Genomic DNA, 21,492 nt, shown 5'->3' with positions numbered 1-21,492 from the left:
CAAGAAAAGGAATGTCTCACGATCCATAGGCATGGAACGTGAGGACATCCCCAATGTAGAACTATAACGTAACAGAACAGAAATATGAGTAATGAACCAAAAGGTGCGATGCACTTTGAGGGCAGAAAGTCCATCGGAGCGATGGAGGCAGCCGAGAACCAGCGCAGGTGGGACGAGAAGCACTATCAGACAGTGAACAAGAAACCGCTGCATTGGTACGACATCACCCGTGCACATCTCAATTTTGAGGTCGCCAAGGGTGGCATTATCCAAAAGATAGGAACATCAAAACCTGTTGAGGAACGTTTCAAGGAGAGGTTGGAGGAACTGGGCGTGAAGCCTAACCCGGAGGTAAAGAAGAACAACCCAGCAGCTGCGAAGATGTCCAACCAGATTGTGGAGTTCGTTTTCAGCGGTGACCACGAAGTAATGAACATGATGGCATTCGGCAATCAGGCTGTCGATTTCGAGCGTGACGGAACAGCGGACAACAGCCACATCCAGCGAATGAATGAAATCGAGCAATGGGCTATCGACCTCTATGACTGGATGGCAAAGAAGTATGGTGAAGAGAACATCATCGGATTTGATGTGCATCTTGACGAGACTACGGCACATTGCCATGCGACCATCATTCCTGTTGTGATGAGAACAGAAAAGAAGACTGGCAGGGAACGACCTGTGGTTTCATACAAAGGGCTGTTCGGCAAGGACAAGGCAACAGGACAGGAGATTATGAAGCAGCTGCACACGGAACTCTACGAACAGGTGAACAGCCAATATGGATTGATGCGTGGCGACCCTGTGGAGATTTCGGGCGCACAGCATAAAGACAAAGTGCAGATGTACTATCAGTTGAAGCGGGAGTTGCCGGAGTTGGAAAACCGAGCCATTGAGCTTAGAATCTTTATCAGCAAGTTGGAACTGCAATACAATGGACTTAGCCATCAGATTGAATCCTTGAAGCAGGACTTGGAGAACAAGAAAATCACTCTGGATGAATATGAGGAACGAACATCAGAACTGATGAAGCAGAAGATTGCCTTGGGTGACAAAATCCGTGACCGCAAGAGCCGACTCATGCAATGTGAGAACCAGATTGCATCGCTTCGCCAGCGGCAGGCTAATGCTGAGGTAGCGGTGAGACAAGCGGCAAATAATGTGGAAAGGATGAAGGAGGCACAACTGGGCAATTCAGTCATGATGGTCAAAGGGGCAATCTTCGATGAACTGCTTTCTGGCTTGCGAACATTCCTGGAGAATATGCCGAAGCCAACTGCCTATGCTTTGCAGAGTGTGCAGGGAACTATCGTTGAAGACCTGTTTGACGGCTCTCTTGGTGATGTCATTTCCAGTGCCGCAGGGATGGTGGCAGCCGCCATCGGTGATGCTACCACTCCCATGTATTCAGGTGGTGGTGGCGGTTCGTCGTCTGATGACAAACCAAAGAAAGATGAAGATGAGGACTGGTGGAGGTTTGCCCATCGTGCCGCCAGATATGCCAGCAGGAACAAACCTTCCAAGTCTGCTACTCGGGGCCCGAGAAGATAGGGATCAACCGCTTCCAATGCTCTATGCAGGGGAAAGGGTCGTACAGGGTAAACAGCCCTCGGAAGTACGAGACCTTTTCCCCTTTTCTTATAGCTTCCGTTGCCATCTCTTTCACTCCCTGCTGTTCTGCAAGTGCGGTCAGTTGCCGTTCCATCCGTTCACGTCTCTTAGAGAAATGGTCTATGGAATAAAGGCGCAAGGCTTCAAACGCATCGTTCTTGCCATTGTTGCGATACAGTTCCAACAGGTCATCGTAGGCATCAGGTTCCCACGGATGATGACCGATAAGGAACAGATAGTATTGTTCCGCTACCACAAATCCTTGCTTCTTCTCAACATCCCTACAATATGCGAGTGTGTCTGCCAGCCTGTTCAGGTAATCACTGATTTCCATGTCCGCATCAGCAGGGATTTTGTCTTCGTTATCACCCTCATAAAAGTCAAATGGAGGAAGACTGGCACAATACTCATCATAGCGTTCTCCGAGAGTCGGGTGCTTGATATTCGTTGGAAACGTGAGAACGAAAGGTTTCTTTTGCTGTTCCTTTTTCTCGCCTTTGGGCAAATCTGCTGTTTTCGGGTTGGATGGACAAATCTTTAGCTCTTTCGGATTTTGCTGTTCCTTCACACCTCCTGTTCCCATCACCATTCCTATGGTAACACCAGGGTATGCCTTTCCATTACTGGCCGTAAACTTCTTCTCATTTGGATTGGAAGTGAGAACAACTTGTGTCTGATGGTACTTGCCTCCGATAACAAGCACAGGCATCTTCTTATCCACGTATTTGGCAAGACTAGCTGGCTCGTCATGCATGAGCGTGGGCAGAACAGGAGAGGATTTTCTTTTCCCCTGTTCCTTGTGCTGCTCATCAGCTTCGTATTTCTTCTTGTTGCCAAATAACTTGCTTAAAATGCCCATACTCAATATACAATGTGTTTTTTATTTGCAAAGTTACAACCTTTATTCCACATATAGTGATTCTTCTCAGACATCAGCTATAATCAACGTTAAATCAAACATTATTTAGGCTTATTTTCACCTTCCTGATAGGTGGTGGTAGCCTATAATGAAGGTCAACCATAATTTTTATTTTAGATTTTTATCGGTTTGACTTAACCGATTGAAGAATAAACTTTTAGCGAATTATTTGAGAAATAGAGGTAACGATTTAGCAACTGTGCGAATTTCAGCGTTTTGCGTTGCTATGCTGTCAAATAACTCTCTTATGTGCAAAGATACGAATTTTCTCAAAAATAGAAAATGTGTATGAATGTTTTTCTTGTTTATATAGTCTCTAATTTATAATGTTAGTATTTACAACTGATTATTAATCAATAATTTACGAGCAGTAAATCGGAAATATGGTCGTAATCTTTAATCGTGTATTCTAAAGGGAGAAGATTTTAAAACAGTAAACATCAAATCTTCCTGCGACTATATACCACCTCTATTATGCCGTTGTATTTCTTGGTACGAATCATTTCCAAGTCAATTTTCTTATCGGTAGCACCAAACAGCCTTGTGCCGTTACCGAGAAGAACCGGTATAATCGCCAGATGATAAATGTCTATTTGATTGTTTGCGATGAGTTGTTGCGCCACTTCTGCACCTCCGCAAATCCACACATCTTTACCCGATTCCTGTTTCAACTCCTCTACCAGTTGGCATACATCCATATTCCTGAAACGGATATTTTCTGTGCCCTCTTCTTCACTGTGATGAGTCAATACATAGGTCATCGCTTCCCCGTAGGGCCATTGGTCGGGAGAAAGTTCGGTCACAATTTGGTCGTAGGTTCTCTTTCCCATAATGACCGTGTCCACACCACTGAAGAATGGAGTAAAGGTGTCTTCCATCTCCACGTTTTTATCTTGTCCGCTTATCCATTCAACGGAACCTTCGCTGTCAGCGATATAGCCATCCAGACTGACGGCAATATAAAGGATTACTTTTCTCATAGGTGTATTATTGTAAAAGAGGCAGCACCATTTCAAACGGTTTATTTATTGTAGGGATATTCTTGCTTTTGCTTGCTTTACCCTTTGGCTTTAAGCAATTCTTCAATCCGACCTTTCATAAACCCGGTAAGCGCGAGCGTTTCATTTTCCATTGTTTCCCATTCGTCAGACAGGTTTCCCAAATAGGCTTCCTTTGCCGTTTTCAACAGGGAAGAAAAGGTTTCCGGCAATTGGGGAATCACCCACTCCGCAGCAACATCTTTCGTTGTCACGTCTTCGGTTTCTAATGTAAACCACATGCGGGATAGCGTCAATAGCACATTTCTTTCATCTCCCTTAACATTGGAAATCAAACCGGGTAGAGAAAATTGAATAGCCTTTTGTATTTCGCGGAACGGAATCGGGAGAATAAGTTGTTTGCAATCTGCGCCCTTCAGCGTCATACTACTTTTTCTCGCCTGCCATAATAGAATCGCTATATCAGGGTCGAAACACGCCTGCGGAATCATTCCGGCTTCCATCTCTTTCCGAAGCCACTCCCCATACATATACTCGCATTTGGGCGGAAACTGCCACGGAATAATGTCTTTTTGATGGATGACAGTTATCTCCAATGGTCTTTTTTCGGCGCAACCTACGAAGCCGGAAATTTCCAATAATTGCTTGGTCAACTCCTTTTTCGTTGACAGATTCAATTCTTGTCTGGTTATTATCAATATATCTATGTCACTGTCCGGACGCAATTTATTCATTGTCGCAGAGCCATATAAATACATTCCCAATATCTGCCCCTGCAATAGGGTTTCTGCTATGGAAACGACTTGCTTCACTTGTTGTGGGATTTCATTCCGATTGTTCATTGTATTTTCCATATAGATTTGTTTCCTTTATTCTTTGATTAATACAACAGCGTCAAATGCCAGTTCCAAGGCGGTGGATACACTTGCTTTTCCCCACTTCCGTTCTTGGTATTTATGAGGATTCGAGAGCGTGTCGGCTGTAAAAAGCAACATAGCCCATATTACTTCTCTAAATTCTGCACATGCAGCCAGTGCAGAACATTCCATTTCCACTACTTGACAGCCTTCCTCTTTGCGGTATTGCACCATTTCCAGTGTTTCTCGATAAAAACCGTCTGTTGTCCATGTCTTGACTTCCAAATATGGGATTTTCTTTTGATTTAAAGCAAATTTGATTGCACTTATTCCTGCTGTTGAAATCTTTATGTCTCTGGATGGCGGAAGATAATGGTAAGAAGTTCCCTCATCTCTCAATGCAGAAACGGGTATTAAGAATCTGTTCTCCGGAATATCTTCCAATACACCGCAGGAACCGACAGAAATAATTTCTGTCACACCTCCTGCTATTAAATACTCTAAAATCTGGACAGCAGCAGCACTCCCAACCGGAGCCGGACATAAACATATCCTTTCCTGATTATGAAAGCATTCATAGATGGGATATAATTTTGTTGCACTCTCAAATTCATCTATCTGTATTCCACTGTGGGCATGTGCATACTTTTCCACTTCATCCCCCAAAAATGCAAATACGGCTTTTTTAGGGAAGTGCTTTTTCCCATTTCCCGGCTGAAAGATTGCTTTTGATGCGGTATCGTATTCCAAAATAGGATAATCGTGCTTTACTAATGCCATACTATCATCTCCAATAAAAATTTTCTTTCTCACATTTTCTGCATCTATTTTTTGCAAAGTTACTTTTTTCATTTGGCTATACATCAATAAACTCTTAGTATTTTGAGTATATTTTTTCGTGAAGCTATCTTTTATCTTCCTTGCAATCTCCTTGTGGAGCCAAAGTGGTTCAAGCACTTCCATGTCCTCTCCGTTCCATAGTATCTCTTGTTGGAAATCAAATGTAGGACGAAGGCGATATTCGAAAATGCTGTATTCCTCTGCTCTTTCAGTCTCTTGTTGTGACTCATGCAGAGGCAGGTCGCGCAGATAGTTAGCCTGTCCACTACCCACTTTTAGTCTGACCTTCTGAATATCGCAGTCTTTATCGGCTATGATTCCGAAACAACCGGCAAAGTATTCCTGTGGGATGAAGTCCTTGGGATATTCAAAGGAATGACTCGATAGACGGAAATCACGGATGCGGTCGAGGCAGTAGATTGAATCATTTCCAGATGGCCACTGGCGGCCAACCACATACCAGCGTTGACGGAAGAGTTTTACGCACAATGGCATAATGTAATGTTCGCGCAAGTCCTCTCGCCAATAGTTATAATAGGCAATGTGAATGAAGCGGTTTTTCTTCATGGCTTCAAGAATCGGATCCAAATATTCCCGTCCGCTCGGCACATCCTCCAATAGAATCCTGTCCTTGATGGATTTATTCTCTGCGAGAGAATTACTGACGGAATAGGTGCTGAGAAGCCAGCTCTCGATGCTACCTCTTCTCATGTCATCTACGTTGTCAATGTAATATCGGTAAGGTGCTGCCTTTTCGCATTCAATCATCAGACCGAATGTGTCGAATATGTTCCACTTCCATTTGTGGAACGTGCGCTTCAGCAGTTCCTCACCGCCACTCAGGTCAATGTTGTCCATCCATTGACGGTTGAGGTCCTCAAATGTTATCTTTCGAGCCTTGTAGATGGTTTCCACTATCCACACCAGCTTGTTGGTTTGATTCAGTGCCATATATAATCCATTTTATATACTAATACGAATTTGATGCAAAATTATTGTGTAGGTGTGCCATTTTTGTTCACACCAAGCCGAAAAAAGTACTTTTTCTAATAAATTGAAGATAATTCACTTCAAAATTGATTCAACAAGAGGGAAAAGAAGTGTTCGAAGCACGAACCCTTATTGTGGCTCGCACATCGAACACTTCTTGTTAAATCAGAAGATGCCGTTAAGCATATTAACCGCATCAACTTTCTTTTCCATCACCACATCAGCATAGATTTCCGTGGTGTGGATGTTGGTATGCCCCAACATCTCACTTGTGGTGTAGATGTCACTTCCGGCTGTCAGGATGAGGGTGGCGAAAGTGTGACGGCTGCAATGGAAGGAAATGGATTTGTCTATTCCTGCTTTAGCTGTCATACGCTTCAAGGCACGGTCAGCATTGCAGAGAAGGGGGATGTGTGTGAACACCCTGTCATCAAGTGAGGCTGTGCCCCGTTCCGGCATCCATTCCAAAGCCTGCTTGCCCAAAGGAATTACCGCAGATTTCTTCGTTTTCTGCATGGATTGGACATACACTTGTAGCCCATCCTCTGTCTCTCGGATGTCTCGCCAATACAATTGTAGCAAGTCGCTATGGCGCAAACCAGTAAAGCAGCAGAACATAAATGTCTGCTTCGTAACTGGACTGCCAGTTTCGACTTCCGATATGCGTTTCAACTCTTCTACGGTAAGATAGTCCCTGTCGCTCGGTGTCTTCGCAAAGGTCTCTCGCTTTTCCAGCTCATAGAACGGATGCTTCTGTAACACACCTTGCTCCACCGCATATTTCAGCATAGAGTTGACATTGGTCTGTATCAGCAGCATTGTTTTGGGTGACAATGGCTTCGGGAGGTCGGGAGACTTCATGTTTCGGTACACATCTTTGATATATGTGAGGAAGTTCTTGTAGAAGGACTTGTCCACCTTGTCCACCATGAGACTGGGACGGTTGATGTGAGCCAGATACGACTTGACGATGTTGACGGTGCTCCTCATATGCTTCTGATACGCAAGCGAGTATCTGTCTCCCTTTTGAAGGTGGAGTAGGTATTCGTCCATCCATTTTGAAAACTCAGTAGCAGGTGCAGACACACCCTTTTCCTCAGATTTGCTGCCAATCCCCAGTATTCTCTCGGACTTTATCTTCAATGCCTTTTTCAGCGTGGCTTCGTTTACCCTGCGGTCGTTGTCTGTCTTCTCGGGAATAAGGTAGAGGTTCAGCGATTCATACTGACGCTTTCCTCCCTTTTCATAGAACTCCAGATATAGGGTCGTGTTGCCACTCTTATGCTTGCGGCTGCGTAGTTCTATCTTCATAGTTTTCGGTATTATCATCCTTTGTAAATAGGTCGTTGACGAGGTTCATTGCATCCACTTTCTTCTTGTCCACGATTTTGGCATAGATGGCTGTTGTAGTCACATTGGCATGACCAAGCAGCTTGCTCGTCGTGTATATGTCCACTCCGAGAGTAAGCATCATGGTGGCGAAGGTGTGGCGGCTGCAATGGAAAGAGACTTTCTTCTCTATCCCTGCTGCCTTTACCAATTTCTTAACGTGATAGTTGATGGTCGCATCACTGGCTGGTAAGGTAAATATAGGCTCATCCAAATCATCCTTCGCCTGCAAGCAGTTCAGTGCCTCCTGCGACAAGGGGATATTGTTCGGCTTCTGAGTCTTCTGCATGAACACATGGATGTAGAGGGTCTTGCCATCAGGAGTCTTATAGACCTTGCGCCATGTCAGTGTGCGTGCATCACTCAATCGCAAGCCTGTGAAGCAGGAGAAGACAAACGCTTTCTTCACCTGCTCATTGGAACACGGCAAAGCCATCAAGGAGCGCAGTTCCTCAATGGTCAGAAACTCCCTGTCCTCTGGTGAAGGCTGGAACTTCTCTTTACGGTCAAGGCTCTTCATCGGATTTGCCGTCAACAACCCTTCTCGCACAGCCTTGTTCAATGCTCCATTAAAGACGGCTTGATGATGGTGGGCACATCCTGGAGATATTTTCCTCTCATTGATTGTACAAACGCTGTTCTTTGCTGTTGCAAGGAATCGGAGGAAGCCACGACAGAAGTCTGCATCCACCTCGCTCATGGAAATATAAGGTGTCTTTTGCTGTTCCAGATACTCCTCAACTTTCTTCCGCATATCGACACGACCTTTCAAAGTCGATGGACGGAATCCGAAATTCTCCTGTTCGTACTTGCGCAGCCAGTCGAGCAAAGACTTATTCGACTGCTTAATCTTCTCGTACTGTTTGATGCCTCGTTCCTGCAATGCAATGATACGGTCTGCCTTGATTTTCTCCGCCACCTGTCGGGTGTGGATATTCATTTGCTTGTCCAGTGGGGTCTTCTCTGGGATGAGATACAGCCCTAAGGATTCATACTTGCGCGTACCCTTTACATAGATGTCGAGATAGAGCCCAAGGTTGCCGTTAGCAAGCTTGCGCTCCCTGAGCCTTATCGGCTCTTTTACTTTTAATGCTTTCTTGGGTCTTCCCATATTTGTCTGTTTTTATTTGTTTTGATTTGCTTTCGGCGGTGCCTCAAGCATCTGATTTTGATGCAAAGTTATACCAAATTTCTGAGAATACGCAACAAATCTGCAACAAATTTGCACCTAAAACATCAAATATAAGGAAATCAAAGAATAAGAAAGAAATAAGCGTAATACGTTATATATCAGTTATATTACTTCACTTTTGTTTCTTTTTATTAGATTTGTTATCATTCGTTTTTGCCTATACTTCGTCGGTTTCTACGTCCTGTTGCTGTTTGATATTGTGCTCTGCATACAGGTAGAGAACCTGACGGCCATCACCGCCAGTGAGCAGACGATGGCAGCCTATCTGCAAAACTCGTTCTTCTCGGCAGGCTATCTGATGGCAGCGAGCATCGTGGCGTTGAAATGCCTGAACCTCGTGCCCGACCTTGCGGCATGGATGATACCAGAGGGCGACACCGCCTTCTCAACCCGAAACTTCGGCGAGGGCGTGGCACAACAAGCCAAGATGACGGCTACGGGAACCATGGCGACCGTGATGAGATAACATGTGAGTGTGCGGTGAGTCACCGCACCTCCTATTGAAACAAATAAAAGTAACCATCAAGAAAAATGAAAGCAAAAAATGAAATTGAGCGTTGGCTCAAAGATGAGAAATTCATGGCGTTTGCCAACAAGCGTGCAAAGGAAGAGTTTTTCAATTCCGAAAACAACTACATCGACCCACAGTATGAGGAGATGGCAGAAGGCTTTGAGGATAACGACGAGTATGTAGTGCCTATGGTAGATTACCTGAGTTATCGCTTGCATCGTGCCAAAATCTACAGAAATCGACGGAGACGTGAACGTGACATCTGGTGGGTGTGGATCCAACTGAAATACGAAGGCATCTACGTAGAGGCTTGCATCAAGTATTACGCCAAACTGGTGGAAGAAGTTGAGAAGGACATATACACCATCCTGCACCGTGAATATGTGAGAATGAAGAGAAATCAGACCTCAAACAAGCAGTAACGTATGGTAATCAAGAACTTAGAAAACAAAATCAAGCTGGTGGGCATCATCTGCTCTGCGTTCCTCATGGGCTGCATCATCATCTCGGTGTCGAGCATCTGGACGGCGCGCTGCATGGTGACGGACGCGCAGCAAAAGGTGTATGTATTGGACGGCAACGTGCCCATACTGGTGAACCGCACCACGATGGAGGAAACGCTGGATGTGGAGGCAAAGAGCCATATCGAGATGTTCCACCATTACTTCTTTACGCTTGCTCCCGATGACAAGTACATCCGCTATTCGATGGAGAAGGCGATGTATTTGGTCGATGAAACTGGTTTGGCGCAGTACAATACGCTGAAGGAAAAGGGCTTTTACAACAATATCATGGGTACGAGTGCCGTGTTCAGCATCTTTTGCGACAGCATCAAGTTCAACAAGGAGAAGATGGAGTTCACCTACTACGGTAGGCAAAGGATAGAGCGAAGGAGCAATATTCTGATGCGTGAATTGGTGACGGCGGGACAGGTGAAGCGCGTGCCGAGGACGGAGAACAATCCTCATGGACTGCTCATCACGAACTGGAGAACCTTGCTCAACAAGGATATTGAGCAGAAGTCGAAGTCAAACTTCTAATATCCTAGCGGTATGAGTGTAAAAGGAATCAGACGGATGCTTGTGGGCGAGGATATGCCCGACAAGAACGACCCCAAGTACAAGAAGCGGTATGAGAAGGAGGTGGCGGCAGGGCGCAAGTTTGCCAAGACCGCGAGGATAGACCGTGCGGCGGCTAAGGTGCAAGGCTTTGCCAATGCCCACAAGACGCTGTTTCTCGTCATCGTCTTCGGCTTTGTCGCCACGTGCTTCGGCATCAACATCTACAGGATGGTGCGGTATTACGGTCATCGGACGGAGGCTGCAAGTGCCATCGAGCGGCAGGAAGGGCGCATGAAGCAGATGATGAATGCAGCCCATTGCATCACTCCTCCCGTGACGCATCGAACCAACGAGGAGAATCGAGACAAGTCAGTAACATCAAAATCAGACAGCGATGAGAATAACAGATAAGATAAACTTCCGTCAGCCGAAGTACATGCTGCCAGCCATCGTGTACATCCCGTTGATTGCCACAGGCTATTTTGTCTTTGACATGTTCAATACGGAGGTGGCGGAAACGCAGGACAAGAACCTGCAGACCACCGAGTTTCTGAACCCCAACCTGCCCGGAGCGCAGATTAAGAATGGTGACGGCATCGGTGGCAAGTATGAGAACATGGCGAAGTCGTATGGTCGCATAGCAGACTATTCGGCTGTTGATAACATTGAGCGTGACAACGAAGAAGAGAAAGAAGCGTATGAATCCAAGTACACAGAAGAAGACCTTGCGGAACTCGTCCGTCAGGCAGAAGAGAAGGACGATGCAGCCGAAGTGGCCGATGCCAAGGCGCGAGAAGCGGAAGCACTCGAAGCACTCAACAAGGCACTCGCCGAAGCGAGGCTGAGAGGACAGGCGGCAGTTGCCCCCGTGGCCCAGGATACCACACAGGCTGGGCCTCCCAAGGAGCAGATTGAGGTGAAAGGTCAGATTGCCGAGGACAGCAAGGCGGTGAAGGCACTGGACGAGGAGGACAAGGCACAGGAGGTGGTGAAGAAGGTGAAGGTGACTTCGGACTATTTCAACACCCTGACGCAGAACGAGCATGAGCCAAAGCTCATCAAGGCCATCATTGACGAGGACGTGAAGGCTACGGACGGGTCGAGGGTGCGGCTGAGACTGTTGGACGATATTGAGATTGGTGAGACCGTGGTGAAGAAAGGGTCGTACCTCTATGCCACCATGAGCGGTTTCGGTTCGCAGCGAGTGAAGGGTAGCATCAACTCCATCCTTGTGGATGACGAGCTGATAAAGGTTTCGCTTTCGCTTTATGACACGGACGGACTGGAGGGACTGTATGTCCCCGGCAGCCAGTTCCGTGAGACCACGAAAGATGTGGCGAGCGGTGCTATGCAGAGCAACATGAACATCGACCAGAGTGGAGCGAACAACAGTTTCTCGCAATGGGGAATGCAAGCCGTGACCAATGCCTACCAGAAGACAAGCAATGCCATCAGCAAGGCTATCAAGAAGAACAAAGTGAAGCTGAAGTATGGGACGTTTGTTTACCTTGTAAATGGGAAAGAGAAAAGGAAATAGACACTGCCCGACAACGGAATTGTCGGGAACGGTGGCTCATAGAGTATAAACATCAAAAAATCAACTAATATGAATTGTTTTCAGAAAATGAATGTCTGTGCATTGCTTTCGCTGAGCGTGCTTTCAGCCAAGGCGCAGACCACCTACATGGAGATGGAGCAGCTGACGGTCAACGACCAAGTGACCACCGTCATCACCGCCTCCGAACCCATCCGCTTTGTCGATATATCCACAGACAAGGTGGTGGGCGACCAACCCATCAACAACACCATCCGCCTGAAGCCGAAGGACAACGTGTATGCCGACGGTGAGGTGTTGGCGATAGTGACAATCGTGACGGAACGCTACCGCACGCAGTATGCACTGCTCTATACCACGAGGATGCAGGAGGCAGTAACCGATAAGGAAATAGAATGCTCGGAGCGCAATGCCTACAACAATCCCGCTGTAAGCCTGTCCACTGCCGACATGACCAAGTATGCACGTCAGATATGGTCATCGTCTGCCAAATACCGCAACGTGGCGACGAAGATGCACCGCATGGTAATGCGCCTGAACAACATCTACAGCGTGGGCGAATATTTCTTCATCGACTTCTCCGTGGAGAACAAGACCAACATCCGCTTCGACATCGACGAGATGCGCATCAAACTATCGGACAAGAAGCAGAGCAAGGCTACCAATGCGCAGATAGTGGAACTGACCCCATCTCTTGTGTTGGACGATGCGAAGACCTTCAAGTATGGCTATCGCAACGTGATTGTGGTGAAGAAGATGACCTTCCCCAACGACAAGGTGCTGACCATCGAGCTGTCGGAAAAACAGATAAGTGGACGCACCATCTCGCTCAGCATCGACTATGAGGATGTGCTGTCTGCCGATTCGTTTAACCATATACTGTTGGAGGAGGAATAATGAGAATTAGGAATGAGGAATTAGGAGTGAGGAATTGGCTTGTGCATACCTTACTCGTTGTCATCTGTTTTATGGCAAGCATGACTCCGGCAATGGCGCAGCAGAATAGCGACCGCATATCCTTGGGGTTCGGATGCCTGTATGAGCGAGGACTGGACGTGACGCTGTCCTACGAGTATGAGACGAAGTACCACAATGCGTGGGAGTATTTTGCAAACGGATATATCAAGTGGAACGAGTGCGCATCGTGCGGTCATGTCTGTCCTGAGAGTTTTTGGAACAACTACCGCAGTTATGGTTTCGGCTTTGCCTATAAGCCCTGTGTGGCAAGAGGACGCAACCACCATGGCAACATGCGCATAGGAGCATCGGCAGGTAGCGATACTGACAGGTTCTTGGGTGGCATCCACCTCGGCTATGAGCAAAACTATACACTCAGACACGGCTGGAAGCTCTTCTGGCAGGTGAAGACCGATGTGATGATCAAGGGTGAAGACCTGTTCAGAACGGGTATTGTCCTGGGTGTGAAACTTCCTGTAAAATGACTATGCGTATGAAGAAACTGTTTTCAATCTTGGCAGTTGCGGCAACGGTGTTGCTGACTGCCTGTGACGAGCATCAGGACTTTCCCGACACAGCCATGAAGGTCACCCATATCTTGACCACTGACGGCAAGGTGATGCCCTACGAAACCTACGAGCAATCGTGCAAGCAAGCCATTGCAGTGGTGTTCAACGTCAATCAGAGGGAAGAAATGGAGGGAAACGGATATGCCGTCTATCTGTGGGACATCGCTCCCGAAGCCTTTGCTGACAGTATCGGTGTGGAACAGGACACATCCTGTGACCTCACCGCCTACGACGGCAACAAGAACACTTTTGCCCTTTATGGCACGACCGATGTGAAGTCGCCTTTGGCTGAGCGTGTCTTCGACATGTGGCGTTACGGGCAAAGTGCCTATATCCCCAGTGTGGCACAGATGCGTCTGCTCTATCATGCCAAGGACATCATCAACCCATACATCCTGAAATGCGGCGGCACACCTATCCCCGATGAGGATGATGACTGTTGGTATTGGACTTCAACGGAGGTAGAAGGACAAGCGACCGCCAAGGCATGGCTTTACTCACTGGGAAGCGGTGCCATACAGGAGACTCCCAAGTGGCAGCCGCATAAGGCGAGACCCATCATCACGATTATGGATTAGCCCATATACAGACATCGAGTATCACCCGTATCATCATCAAAGTACAACAATTAAAAAAGAAAAAGCATGAAAAAGAATTTGTTTCTAATGTTGGGACTTGGAGCCATGCTCCTCACGTCCTGTGACCAAGACATCGTCAATGAGATTTACCTGCCCGGTGGCGGAGGTTCTGTGGTCGTGACCGACAGCACATCAACCAAGCAGCTTCAGGTATTCACCAATCTGGAGATGCTGCAACCTGCCGTTTCCACACGAGCCGTTGACAACCAGTGGGAACTCAATGATATGATTGGCATCTCTTCCACAGGGATGATCAACAATATGAAGTTCACCCGAAGCGGCGGCACGAATCAGTTTGTGTCAGCCAACAAGGTGTTTTTCACGGACACAGACACTCACACCTTCAATGCCTACTATCCCTATACGGCAAATCCTACCAACGACCTCATAGAGTTCCAAGTGCCGGAGGCAGCTGTACAGAGTGAGCAGAAGGTCAATGATTTTCTGTTTGCCAGTGGAGCGGCATCATACGCCAATCCGAGCCTTACATTGAACTTCACCCATCAGATGGTGCGTGTCATCATCAAGGTCTATACCTCACCAGAATACGGTTTCACCACCAATGATTTTGCAGGAAGCCTACTCACGTTCGTCGGTTATTTTGACAGCGGTACTTTCAACATCAAGACCGGAAAGGTAGAATGCAGTGACGAGTCGGTGACGACCTATTATTTCGGCGACCCACAAAGTGACCACATGGAATATACGCTTTATGTTCCTGCACAGGTTATGCCAGACATGACATTGCAACTCAGCAATGGGGAGAACTTCGTATTCCTCACAAACGACACGTGGAAAGCGGGTCATTCCTACAGCTATTCATTGAAGCCTGTACGCAACACCTTGGAGGTCATATCTGCAACTATTTCTCCGTGGACAGTAGAGTCTGAGAAGACCATCAACGGCTACGAATAAAACTCATAAGAGGATTGGAGGGTGTCCACCGTGGCATCCTTCATCTTTTCTCATTATCACCCAACATCATCGTAAAGTAAATGGAAGAAAGCAAAGAGTTACAGGGTTTTTACAAGATATTCAGGGCGGTGATTTATGTCTCCATCCTGATGGAGTTCTTCGCCTACGCACTGGAGCCGGAGCAGTTGGACTTCTTGGGCGGCGTAGTGACGGATATCCACACTCGCATCAAGCGGTGGATGATTTACCATGACGGCAACCTCGTGTATAGCAAGGTGGCTACGTTCCTGCTGATATGTATCACCTGTGTGGGAACGCGCAACAAGAAGCATCTGGAGTTTGACGCTCGCAGGCAGGTGCTCTATCCGCTGCTGTCGGGAGTGCTGCTGATTGTGCAGTCCGTATGGCTGTTCGGTCATTCGATAATGCCCTGTTTCTATACCCTCCGTTTGAACACTTGGCTCTATATGCTCACTTCCATCGTCGGTGTCGTATTGGTGCATATCGCCCTCGACAATATCTCTAAGTTCCTGAAGGAAGGGCTGCTGAAAGACCGCTTCAACTTCGAGAATGAGAGCTTTGAGCAATGCAGGGAGTTGCAGGAGAACAAGTACAGCGTGAACATCCCTATGCGCTATTATTACAAGGGCAAGTTCCGCAAGGGATGGGTGAACATCGTCAATCCGTTCCGTGGCACATGGGTTGTGGGTACTCCTGGTTCTGGTAAGACCTTCTCCATCATCGAGCCGTTTATCAGGCAGCACAGCGAGAAGGGCTTTGCCATGGTGGTGTACGACTATAAGTTTCCCACTCTCGCCACCAAACTCTACTATCATTACTTGAAGAACAAGAATGCCAAGGACAGCAAGATGCCCCATGGCATGAAGTTCAACATCATCAACTTTGTGGATGTGGAGTATTCGCGCCGTGTGAACCCCATCCAGTTGAAGTACATCAACAACCTTGCCGCAGCGAGCGAGACCGCCGAGACCCTGCTTGAATCCCTGCAAAAAGGCAAGAAGGAAGGCGGCGGTGGCAGCGACCAGTTCTTCCAGACCTCTGCCGTCAACTTCCTTGCCGCCTGCATCTATTTCTTCTGCAACTACGGCAAGGAGCCCTACGACAAGGACGGAAAGATGCTGATTGCCGAGCGGCGTGAAGACCCAAAGACGAAAAGGCTGATACCCACAGGACGGGTGTTCGACCATTCGGGCGCGGAGGTGCAGCCCGCTTATTGGTTGGGCAAGTACAGCGACATGCCACATATCCTATCGTTCCTCAATGAGAGTTATCAGACCATCTTCGAGGTACTTCAGACCGACAACGAGGTAGCCCCCTTGCTTGGCCCGTTCCAGACTGCCTTTGCCAACAAAGCCATGGAGCAGTTGGAAGGTATGATTGGCACGCTACGTGTCTATACCTCCCGTCTCGCCACCAAGGAATCTTACTGGATATTCCACAAGGACGGCGATGACTTCGACCTGAAGGTCAGTGACCCGAAGAATCCAAGTTATCTGCTCATTGCCAACGACCCCGAGATGGAGAGCATCATCGGTGCACTGAATGCCTTGATTCTCAACCGCCTTGTAACGAGGGTGAATACAGGACAGGGCAAGAACGTTCCTGTCAGCATCATCGTCGATGAGTTGCCGACCTTGTATTTCCACAAGATAGACCGACTGATAGGCACAGCCCGAAGCAACAAGGTGAGCGTGGCACTTGGCTTTCAGGAACTTCCGCAGTTGGAAGCCGATTATGGCAAGGTGGGTATGCAGAAAATCATCACCACCGTGGGCAATGTGGTGAGCGGTTCGGCAAGAGCCAAGGAAACCCTCGAATGGCTGTCGAGTGACATCTTCGGTAAAGTAGTGCAACTCAAAAAGGGCGTGACCATCGACCGTGACAAGACCTCCATCAACCTCAATGAGAATATGGACAGCCTGGTGCCTGCAAGCAAAATCTCCGATATGCCCACAGGTTGGATATGTGGACAGACCGCCCGTGACTTCGTAGTCACCAAGACCGGGATGAACGGAAGCATGAACATCCAGGAGAGCGAGGAGTTCAAGACATCCAAGTTCTACTGCAAGACCGACTTCGATATGACGGAAATAAAGAAGGAGGAATCGGAGTATGTCCCTCTCCCTAAGTTCTATAAGTTCAAGTCGAAAGAAGAGCGAGAGCGCATCCTCTACAAGAACTTCGTTCAGGTTGGGGAGGACGTGAAAGCCATGATTAAAGAGATTCAGCAGTTCCGCACTATGATGTAGTGATATTGATTAGAGTGCGGTGAGACATCGCACCTCCTATATAAAATAATGTAATGAGAAGATACATCATCGTACTATTGAGCATGTTGGCCATCTGTAGCGTGCCCTGTCAAAGCCAAACCATTGACAGGGCACTGTTTGAACGGATGGTAGCCATTACCAAACACTTCGAGGGTTGGCACGACCCAAAGACCACACCGGGCTATGTGGGCTATGGTCACCAGCTACAGAAGGGAGAGCGTTTCCCGAAAACACTGACACGTCAGCGTGCAGATTTGCTGTTACGGACAGACCTCCTCCGGCACCTGCGCCTATATGCCCGTTATGGCAGGGATGCTTATCTGCTTGCCACCCTCTCGTACCAGATTGGACCAGCCAAGTTGTTAGGCAATGGACGATACCCGAAAGCGTCCCTGCTCACCCGATTGGAACGTGGCGACAGGGACATCCTGCCACTCTATCTGAGCTATTGCAAATGGAGGGGAAAAGCAGTGGCATCCATTAGGAAACGGAGGTGGGTGGAATATCAGCTGTTGTATGCCGAGCGGTGAGGCACCATCCCTCCTATACCTGTTTGTCTGTCACTTATATTATATATAAAGGTAATAATTGCAATTTCAATGTTAAAGTCAGAGCATTATGGCATCCATCAAATTAAAGTTCAGAACATCATCTGTTCAAGAGAAAGAGGGTCGCCTGTATTATCAGGTGATACACAATCGTGTGGCACGTCAGATCCATACAGAGTACAGAATCTATTCCTCAGAGTGGGATGCGGACCATTCAAACATCATTTTGCCAACTTCCGTCACTCCACAACGTCAAGCCTATCTTCTTTCCTTGAAAGATACATTGGATGCTGACAGGAAGAAACTGCTGTTGGTCATTGCACGGTTGGACAAGGAAGGGCAGTCATATACAGCAGACACCGTCGTTGACAACTTCCATGAGGGAAAAGAATTACATGGCATTATCGGCTATACGCTGGAGTTGAACGAAAAACTGAGACGCATCGGCAAGAAGCGGATGGTAGCAAGGTACAAAACCACCCTCAACAGCCTCCAGCGTTACCTGAAAGGAGGCGATGTGCCATTGGAGGAAGTCGATGGGACAACGATACAAGGCTATGAACAGTGGCTGAAAGACAGCGGACTGTGCCGCAACACCACCTCTTTCTACATCCGCAACCTGCGCACCATCTACAATCATGCCGTAGATGACGGACTGGTCATCTCTTCCTCACCGTTCAAGCATGTATATACCGGCATCGACAAGACCGTCAAGCGGGCACTCCCCTTGGAAATCATCAAGCAACTGAAAGAGCTGGACTTGAGTCTGAACCCCCGTTTGGAGCTTGCAAGGGATATGTTCCTGTTCAGTTTCTATACCCGTGGGATGTCGTTCATCGATATGGCACAACTTACACCAAGCAATCTGCATGGCAGTACGCTCATTTACCGCCGTCAGAAGACCTCACAACAGTTGCACATCAAATGGGAACCTGCCATGCAGGAGATAGTGGCGAAGTACAAAACAGATGATTCTCCCTACCTGCTCCCTATAGCAAAAGGAGAGGGAGCCATATTCTGGAGACAGTACAAGAATGCCTATAGCCGTATCACCAAGCAGTTGAAGAAAATCGGAGAAATGATAGGCCTGTCCGTACCCCTGACCACCTACGTAGCCCGCCACTCCTGGGCAAGCATAGCCAAGAGCAAGAACGTGCCCGTATCTACTATCAGCGAGGCATTGGGGCATGACTCCGAGAAAACCACACAGATATACCTCTCCTCATTGGACACCTCTGTCGTTGACAACGCCAACAATCTCATCATCAATTCTCTTTAGGAGGTGCAGCGTCTCACTGCACCTTTATTTCAATATTTATAACTATTGTATTGCGGTGTGATACCGCAACTATAATAAAAAAGTCGGGGATTGTTGAGCAAAAAGGTGTTTCTCTCTTTAAGAGAAACTCTTCGGGATGCAAAAATATGAAAATAACTCCAATTCACCAAATTATATAGCGACTTTTTTACAAAAATGCTAAAATTTGTTGATTTCCGTCAAGCAATTGTTGAGCAAATATGTCTTTTACGATAAAATGATACCTCAATATCAACTGTTTAGCAAAACGATATTTCTCTTAAAGAGAGAAACATCTTTTGCATACCTTTTCCGACCGAATTTTTATGTCGTAAAGAGGGGCTTTGCAGGGGGTGGACTCAGAAAGATGAGAATAGATGACTATTGTAGTTGAAACACATAGAAAGTTGCTGATATACAGACCGATACGCATATCGGGATGAACCATGAGTACGTTCTTTTCTCAAAAAACACATGTCAAAACAGTATGGTGAATGTATTGGACAAGGATAAGATACTGTGGTATGTCATGCGGGCCTACAAGAACGAGAATACTGCCGAAGATCGGCTCTCTAATGAAACGTATGGCTTAGAGTATTTCATACCCAAGCAGAAAGTCCTTCGCACTGTCAAGGGCAAGAAAGTCTTTTTCATGGTACCCGTCATCCATAGTCTGGTGTTTGTGCATGCAAGTCATCAGAAGATTGTTGATTTCAAACACAATTATTATTACGACCTACAGTTTGTCACATGGAAAAGTGGCGGAGAACTTGTCTATCTGACTGTACCTGATGAAGACATGACCAACTTCATCAAGGTGTGCAAGCAGGCAGATGAAGAGGTACACTTCTACAAAATCAGCGAAATCAACAAGGAAAAAGATAAAATCAACATTGAAAAAGGTAAAAGAGTAAGGGTACATGGCGGACCGTTCGACCAGGTGGAGGGCTACTTCATAAAAGTGGCAAAAAAGAGAGGTCGGCAGCTTGTCGTCATTATTCCCGACCTACTGGCGGTTTCAGCTGAGGTGAAGCCGGAATATATTCAAATCATAGACTGAGATTATGGAAACACGAATTACCCCCCCGAATTGATTGATACAGAGGGATTAGTACAGGACAGACCGACACAAACGGCCTATTAAAGTTAGATAGAGAATGAGTTTAATTTGGATTGTCAACATCCTGTCGGTATTCTTCCTGTGCGTGTTTTTCGCAGGAATCGTGATACCGCAGATTCTGCTCATCGCCTTCCGCAGGCGACTGTTCGACGAGCCGGACGAGCGGAAGATACATCAGTGTGTAGTGCCTCGCCTTGGCGGTATGGCCTTCAAGCCCGTAGTGTTCTTCTCCTTTGTCCTGCTTTTGGCGGTCAATGTCTCAACCGGACATGATGAGCTGCTTAAGGAAATAGGCGCAGAAGCGTTGCCATTGGCATACGCCTTCTGCGCCATCATCATGTTGTACCTTGTCGGCATTGCCGATGACCTTATCGGTGTGCGCTACCGTGCCAAGTTCTTTATCCAGATAGTCTGCGGCATCATGCTGGTGGCTGGCGGAGTGGAACTGTCCGACCTTCACGGAATGCTGTTCATCCATTCCATGCCGTCGTGGATTAGCATCCCTCTCACCGTTTTCGTTACGGTTTTCATCATCAATGCCATCAACCTCATCGACGGCATCGACGGACTGGCCTCTGGGCTGTGCAGCATTGCCTTCCTGTTCTACGGGATGACCTTCATCTGGTTCCACCAGTATCTCTATGCCATGCTTGCCTTCGCTACTTTGGGCGTACTCATACCATTTTATTATTACCCTAAAATCCGCAAGCAATCTCAATGGCAATCTCAATTGCAGTAAAGAGCTTGAACACTATGCATCATGATAGTATGAGCGTGAATTTTGTCCGATTTGTGCATACCTTCCCCTTACCCCACAATGCGACTTGAGGCAATACGCAGATTAAAACCATAAGGAACGGACTTTATCCGAATCCAGTTTTGAAAGGTCTTGCATAAGCCCGGTTTTCAGTATAGATATTCAGCACGTATTGCCTTGCTGTCATGATCCACTTGGCAGGTACGGAGATGAAGCTGAAGACAAAAGCCTTTATGCGACTCGTTTCCTTGAGCCCGAAAGCCTTGGTGTCAAGCTTGCTAATGATGGTCTTATAGAAATTGTGTATCAATGCCGTAAGCAGAAGGAATACGGTGTTCTCTGACATGAACGACTTGGGGAGCCTGCTCCAACCGAATCCGTTGTTCATGTCGTCAAAGATACGTTCCTTGCCGCCACGCAGATTGTAGAATTCAACAATGTCCCTTGTCGATGACTTGTAATCGTTGGTCAGAATAC

At 47.1% G+C, this 21,492-nt stretch carries 20 protein-coding genes and 2 pseudogenes; 15 read left to right on the top strand and 7 right to left on the bottom strand.

The window, feature by feature from the left end; all coding sequences use genetic code 11:
* Window positions 1-84 precede the first annotated feature (84 nt).
* Window positions 85-1,551 carry a MobV family relaxase gene (mobV, locus tag H3001_RS08750; protein ID WP_181214714.1) on the top strand — a complete coding sequence of 489 codons (1,467 nt, stop codon included), beginning with the start codon at window positions 85-87 and terminating at the stop codon, window positions 1,549-1,551.
* Here the strand turns inward: mobV and H3001_RS08745 are convergent.
* The 6 genes from H3001_RS08745 to H3001_RS08715 form a co-directional block, all read right to left on the bottom strand.
* A complete protein-coding gene (locus H3001_RS08745; RefSeq protein ID WP_153151746.1) occupies window positions 1,529-2,470 on the bottom strand; it encodes a hypothetical protein in 942 nt (313 codons plus the stop codon). The two genes, mobV and H3001_RS08745, sit on opposite strands and share 23 nt — an antisense overlap.
* A 500-nt stretch (window positions 2,471-2,970) precedes the next feature.
* Window positions 2,971-3,510, bottom strand: a complete 540-nt coding sequence (locus H3001_RS08740) for a dihydrofolate reductase family protein (protein ID WP_042519993.1) — start codon at window positions 3,508-3,510, stop codon at window positions 2,971-2,973.
* Window positions 3,511-3,587: 77 nt separating this feature from the next.
* Window positions 3,588-4,370, bottom strand: a complete 783-nt coding sequence (ant(9), locus tag H3001_RS08735) for an aminoglycoside nucleotidyltransferase ANT(9) (RefSeq protein WP_197065809.1) — start codon at window positions 4,368-4,370, stop codon at window positions 3,588-3,590.
* 27 nt (window positions 4,371-4,397) lie between these two features.
* The gene (locus H3001_RS19430) at window positions 4,398-6,176 is read right to left on the bottom strand and encodes a phosphorylase family protein (RefSeq protein WP_246368535.1); all 1,779 of its coding nucleotides are present in this window, start codon (window positions 6,174-6,176) and stop codon (window positions 4,398-4,400) included.
* A gap of 204 nt (window positions 6,177-6,380) precedes the next feature.
* Window positions 6,381-7,526 carry a site-specific integrase gene (locus H3001_RS08720; protein ID WP_181214713.1) on the bottom strand — a complete coding sequence of 382 codons (1,146 nt, stop codon included), beginning with the start codon at window positions 7,524-7,526 and terminating at the stop codon, window positions 6,381-6,383.
* Window positions 7,495-8,715 carry a site-specific integrase gene (locus H3001_RS08715; RefSeq protein ID WP_117795745.1) on the bottom strand — a complete coding sequence of 407 codons (1,221 nt, stop codon included), beginning with the start codon at window positions 8,713-8,715 and terminating at the stop codon, window positions 7,495-7,497. Before H3001_RS08715 ends, H3001_RS08720 begins: the two co-directional genes overlap by 32 nt.
* A 235-nt stretch (window positions 8,716-8,950) precedes the next feature.
* Between H3001_RS08715 and H3001_RS08710 the strand changes: the two are divergent.
* From H3001_RS08710 to H3001_RS08645, 14 genes and pseudogenes are all read left to right on the top strand, one after another.
* A pseudogene (locus H3001_RS08710) lies at window positions 8,951-9,262 on the top strand (hypothetical protein); the annotation flags it as partial.
* Between the two features lie 65 nt (window positions 9,263-9,327).
* Window positions 9,328-9,729 (top strand): hypothetical protein, encoded by a 402-nt coding sequence (locus tag H3001_RS08705; protein WP_005816123.1) that lies wholly within the window; start codon window positions 9,328-9,330, stop codon window positions 9,727-9,729.
* Between the two features lie 3 nt (window positions 9,730-9,732).
* Complete coding sequence (gene traK / locus H3001_RS08700) at window positions 9,733-10,347, top strand: conjugative transposon protein TraK (RefSeq protein ID WP_005816126.1); 615 nt, start codon at window positions 9,733-9,735, stop codon at window positions 10,345-10,347.
* Window positions 10,348-10,359: 12 nt separating this feature from the next.
* Window positions 10,360-10,779, top strand: a complete 420-nt coding sequence (locus tag H3001_RS08695; RefSeq protein ID WP_005816127.1) for a hypothetical protein — start codon at window positions 10,360-10,362, stop codon at window positions 10,777-10,779.
* Complete coding sequence (gene traM, locus H3001_RS08690; protein ID WP_005816128.1) at window positions 10,763-11,905, top strand: conjugative transposon protein TraM; 1,143 nt, start codon at window positions 10,763-10,765, stop codon at window positions 11,903-11,905. Before H3001_RS08695 ends, traM begins: the two co-directional genes overlap by 17 nt.
* Window positions 11,906-11,974: 69 nt before the next feature.
* The gene (gene traN, locus H3001_RS08685; protein WP_005816133.1) at window positions 11,975-12,820 is read left to right on the top strand and encodes a conjugative transposon protein TraN; all 846 of its coding nucleotides are present in this window, start codon (window positions 11,975-11,977) and stop codon (window positions 12,818-12,820) included.
* Between the two features lie 71 nt (window positions 12,821-12,891).
* On the top strand, window positions 12,892-13,365 hold the full coding sequence (locus H3001_RS08680; protein ID WP_425285375.1) for a hypothetical protein: 474 nt from the start codon (window positions 12,892-12,894) through the stop codon (window positions 13,363-13,365).
* An 8-nt stretch (window positions 13,366-13,373) separates the two neighbouring features.
* A complete protein-coding gene (locus H3001_RS08675) occupies window positions 13,374-14,027 on the top strand; it encodes a hypothetical protein (protein ID WP_005816136.1) in 654 nt (217 codons plus the stop codon).
* Between the two features lie 66 nt (window positions 14,028-14,093).
* Window positions 14,094-15,002, top strand: coding sequence for a fimbrillin family protein (locus tag H3001_RS08670; RefSeq protein ID WP_005816138.1), 909 nt, complete (start codon window positions 14,094-14,096; stop codon window positions 15,000-15,002).
* A gap of 80 nt (window positions 15,003-15,082) precedes the next feature.
* Window positions 15,083-17,272, top strand: coding sequence for a type IV secretory system conjugative DNA transfer family protein (locus H3001_RS08665; protein WP_005816140.1), 2,190 nt, complete (start codon window positions 15,083-15,085; stop codon window positions 17,270-17,272).
* Between the two features lie 53 nt (window positions 17,273-17,325).
* The gene (locus H3001_RS08660) at window positions 17,326-17,823 is read left to right on the top strand and encodes a lysozyme family protein (protein ID WP_005816141.1); all 498 of its coding nucleotides are present in this window, start codon (window positions 17,326-17,328) and stop codon (window positions 17,821-17,823) included.
* An 88-nt stretch (window positions 17,824-17,911) separates the two neighbouring features.
* The gene (locus tag H3001_RS08655) at window positions 17,912-19,120 is read left to right on the top strand and encodes a putative resistance-associated DNA invertase (protein ID WP_005816149.1); all 1,209 of its coding nucleotides are present in this window, start codon (window positions 17,912-17,914) and stop codon (window positions 19,118-19,120) included.
* 505 nt (window positions 19,121-19,625) lie between these two features.
* On the top strand, window positions 19,626-20,198 hold the full coding sequence (locus H3001_RS08650; RefSeq protein ID WP_008021340.1) for a UpxY family transcription antiterminator: 573 nt from the start codon (window positions 19,626-19,628) through the stop codon (window positions 20,196-20,198).
* A 97-nt stretch (window positions 20,199-20,295) separates the two neighbouring features.
* Window positions 20,296-20,952: pseudogene (locus H3001_RS08645) on the top strand (MraY family glycosyltransferase); the annotation flags it as partial.
* 169 nt (window positions 20,953-21,121) lie between these two features.
* Here the strand turns inward: H3001_RS08645 and H3001_RS08640 are convergent.
* On the bottom strand, window positions 21,122-21,492 hold a 371-nt coding region (locus H3001_RS08640; RefSeq protein ID WP_181214712.1), incomplete at its 5' end, for a transposase.

The sequence above is a fragment of the Phocaeicola faecicola genome, from assembly GCF_013618865.1.
Taxonomy (GTDB): Bacteria; Bacteroidota; Bacteroidia; order Bacteroidales; family Bacteroidaceae; genus Phocaeicola; species Phocaeicola faecicola.
This window is presented reverse-complemented; position numbering and strand designations above follow the sequence as displayed.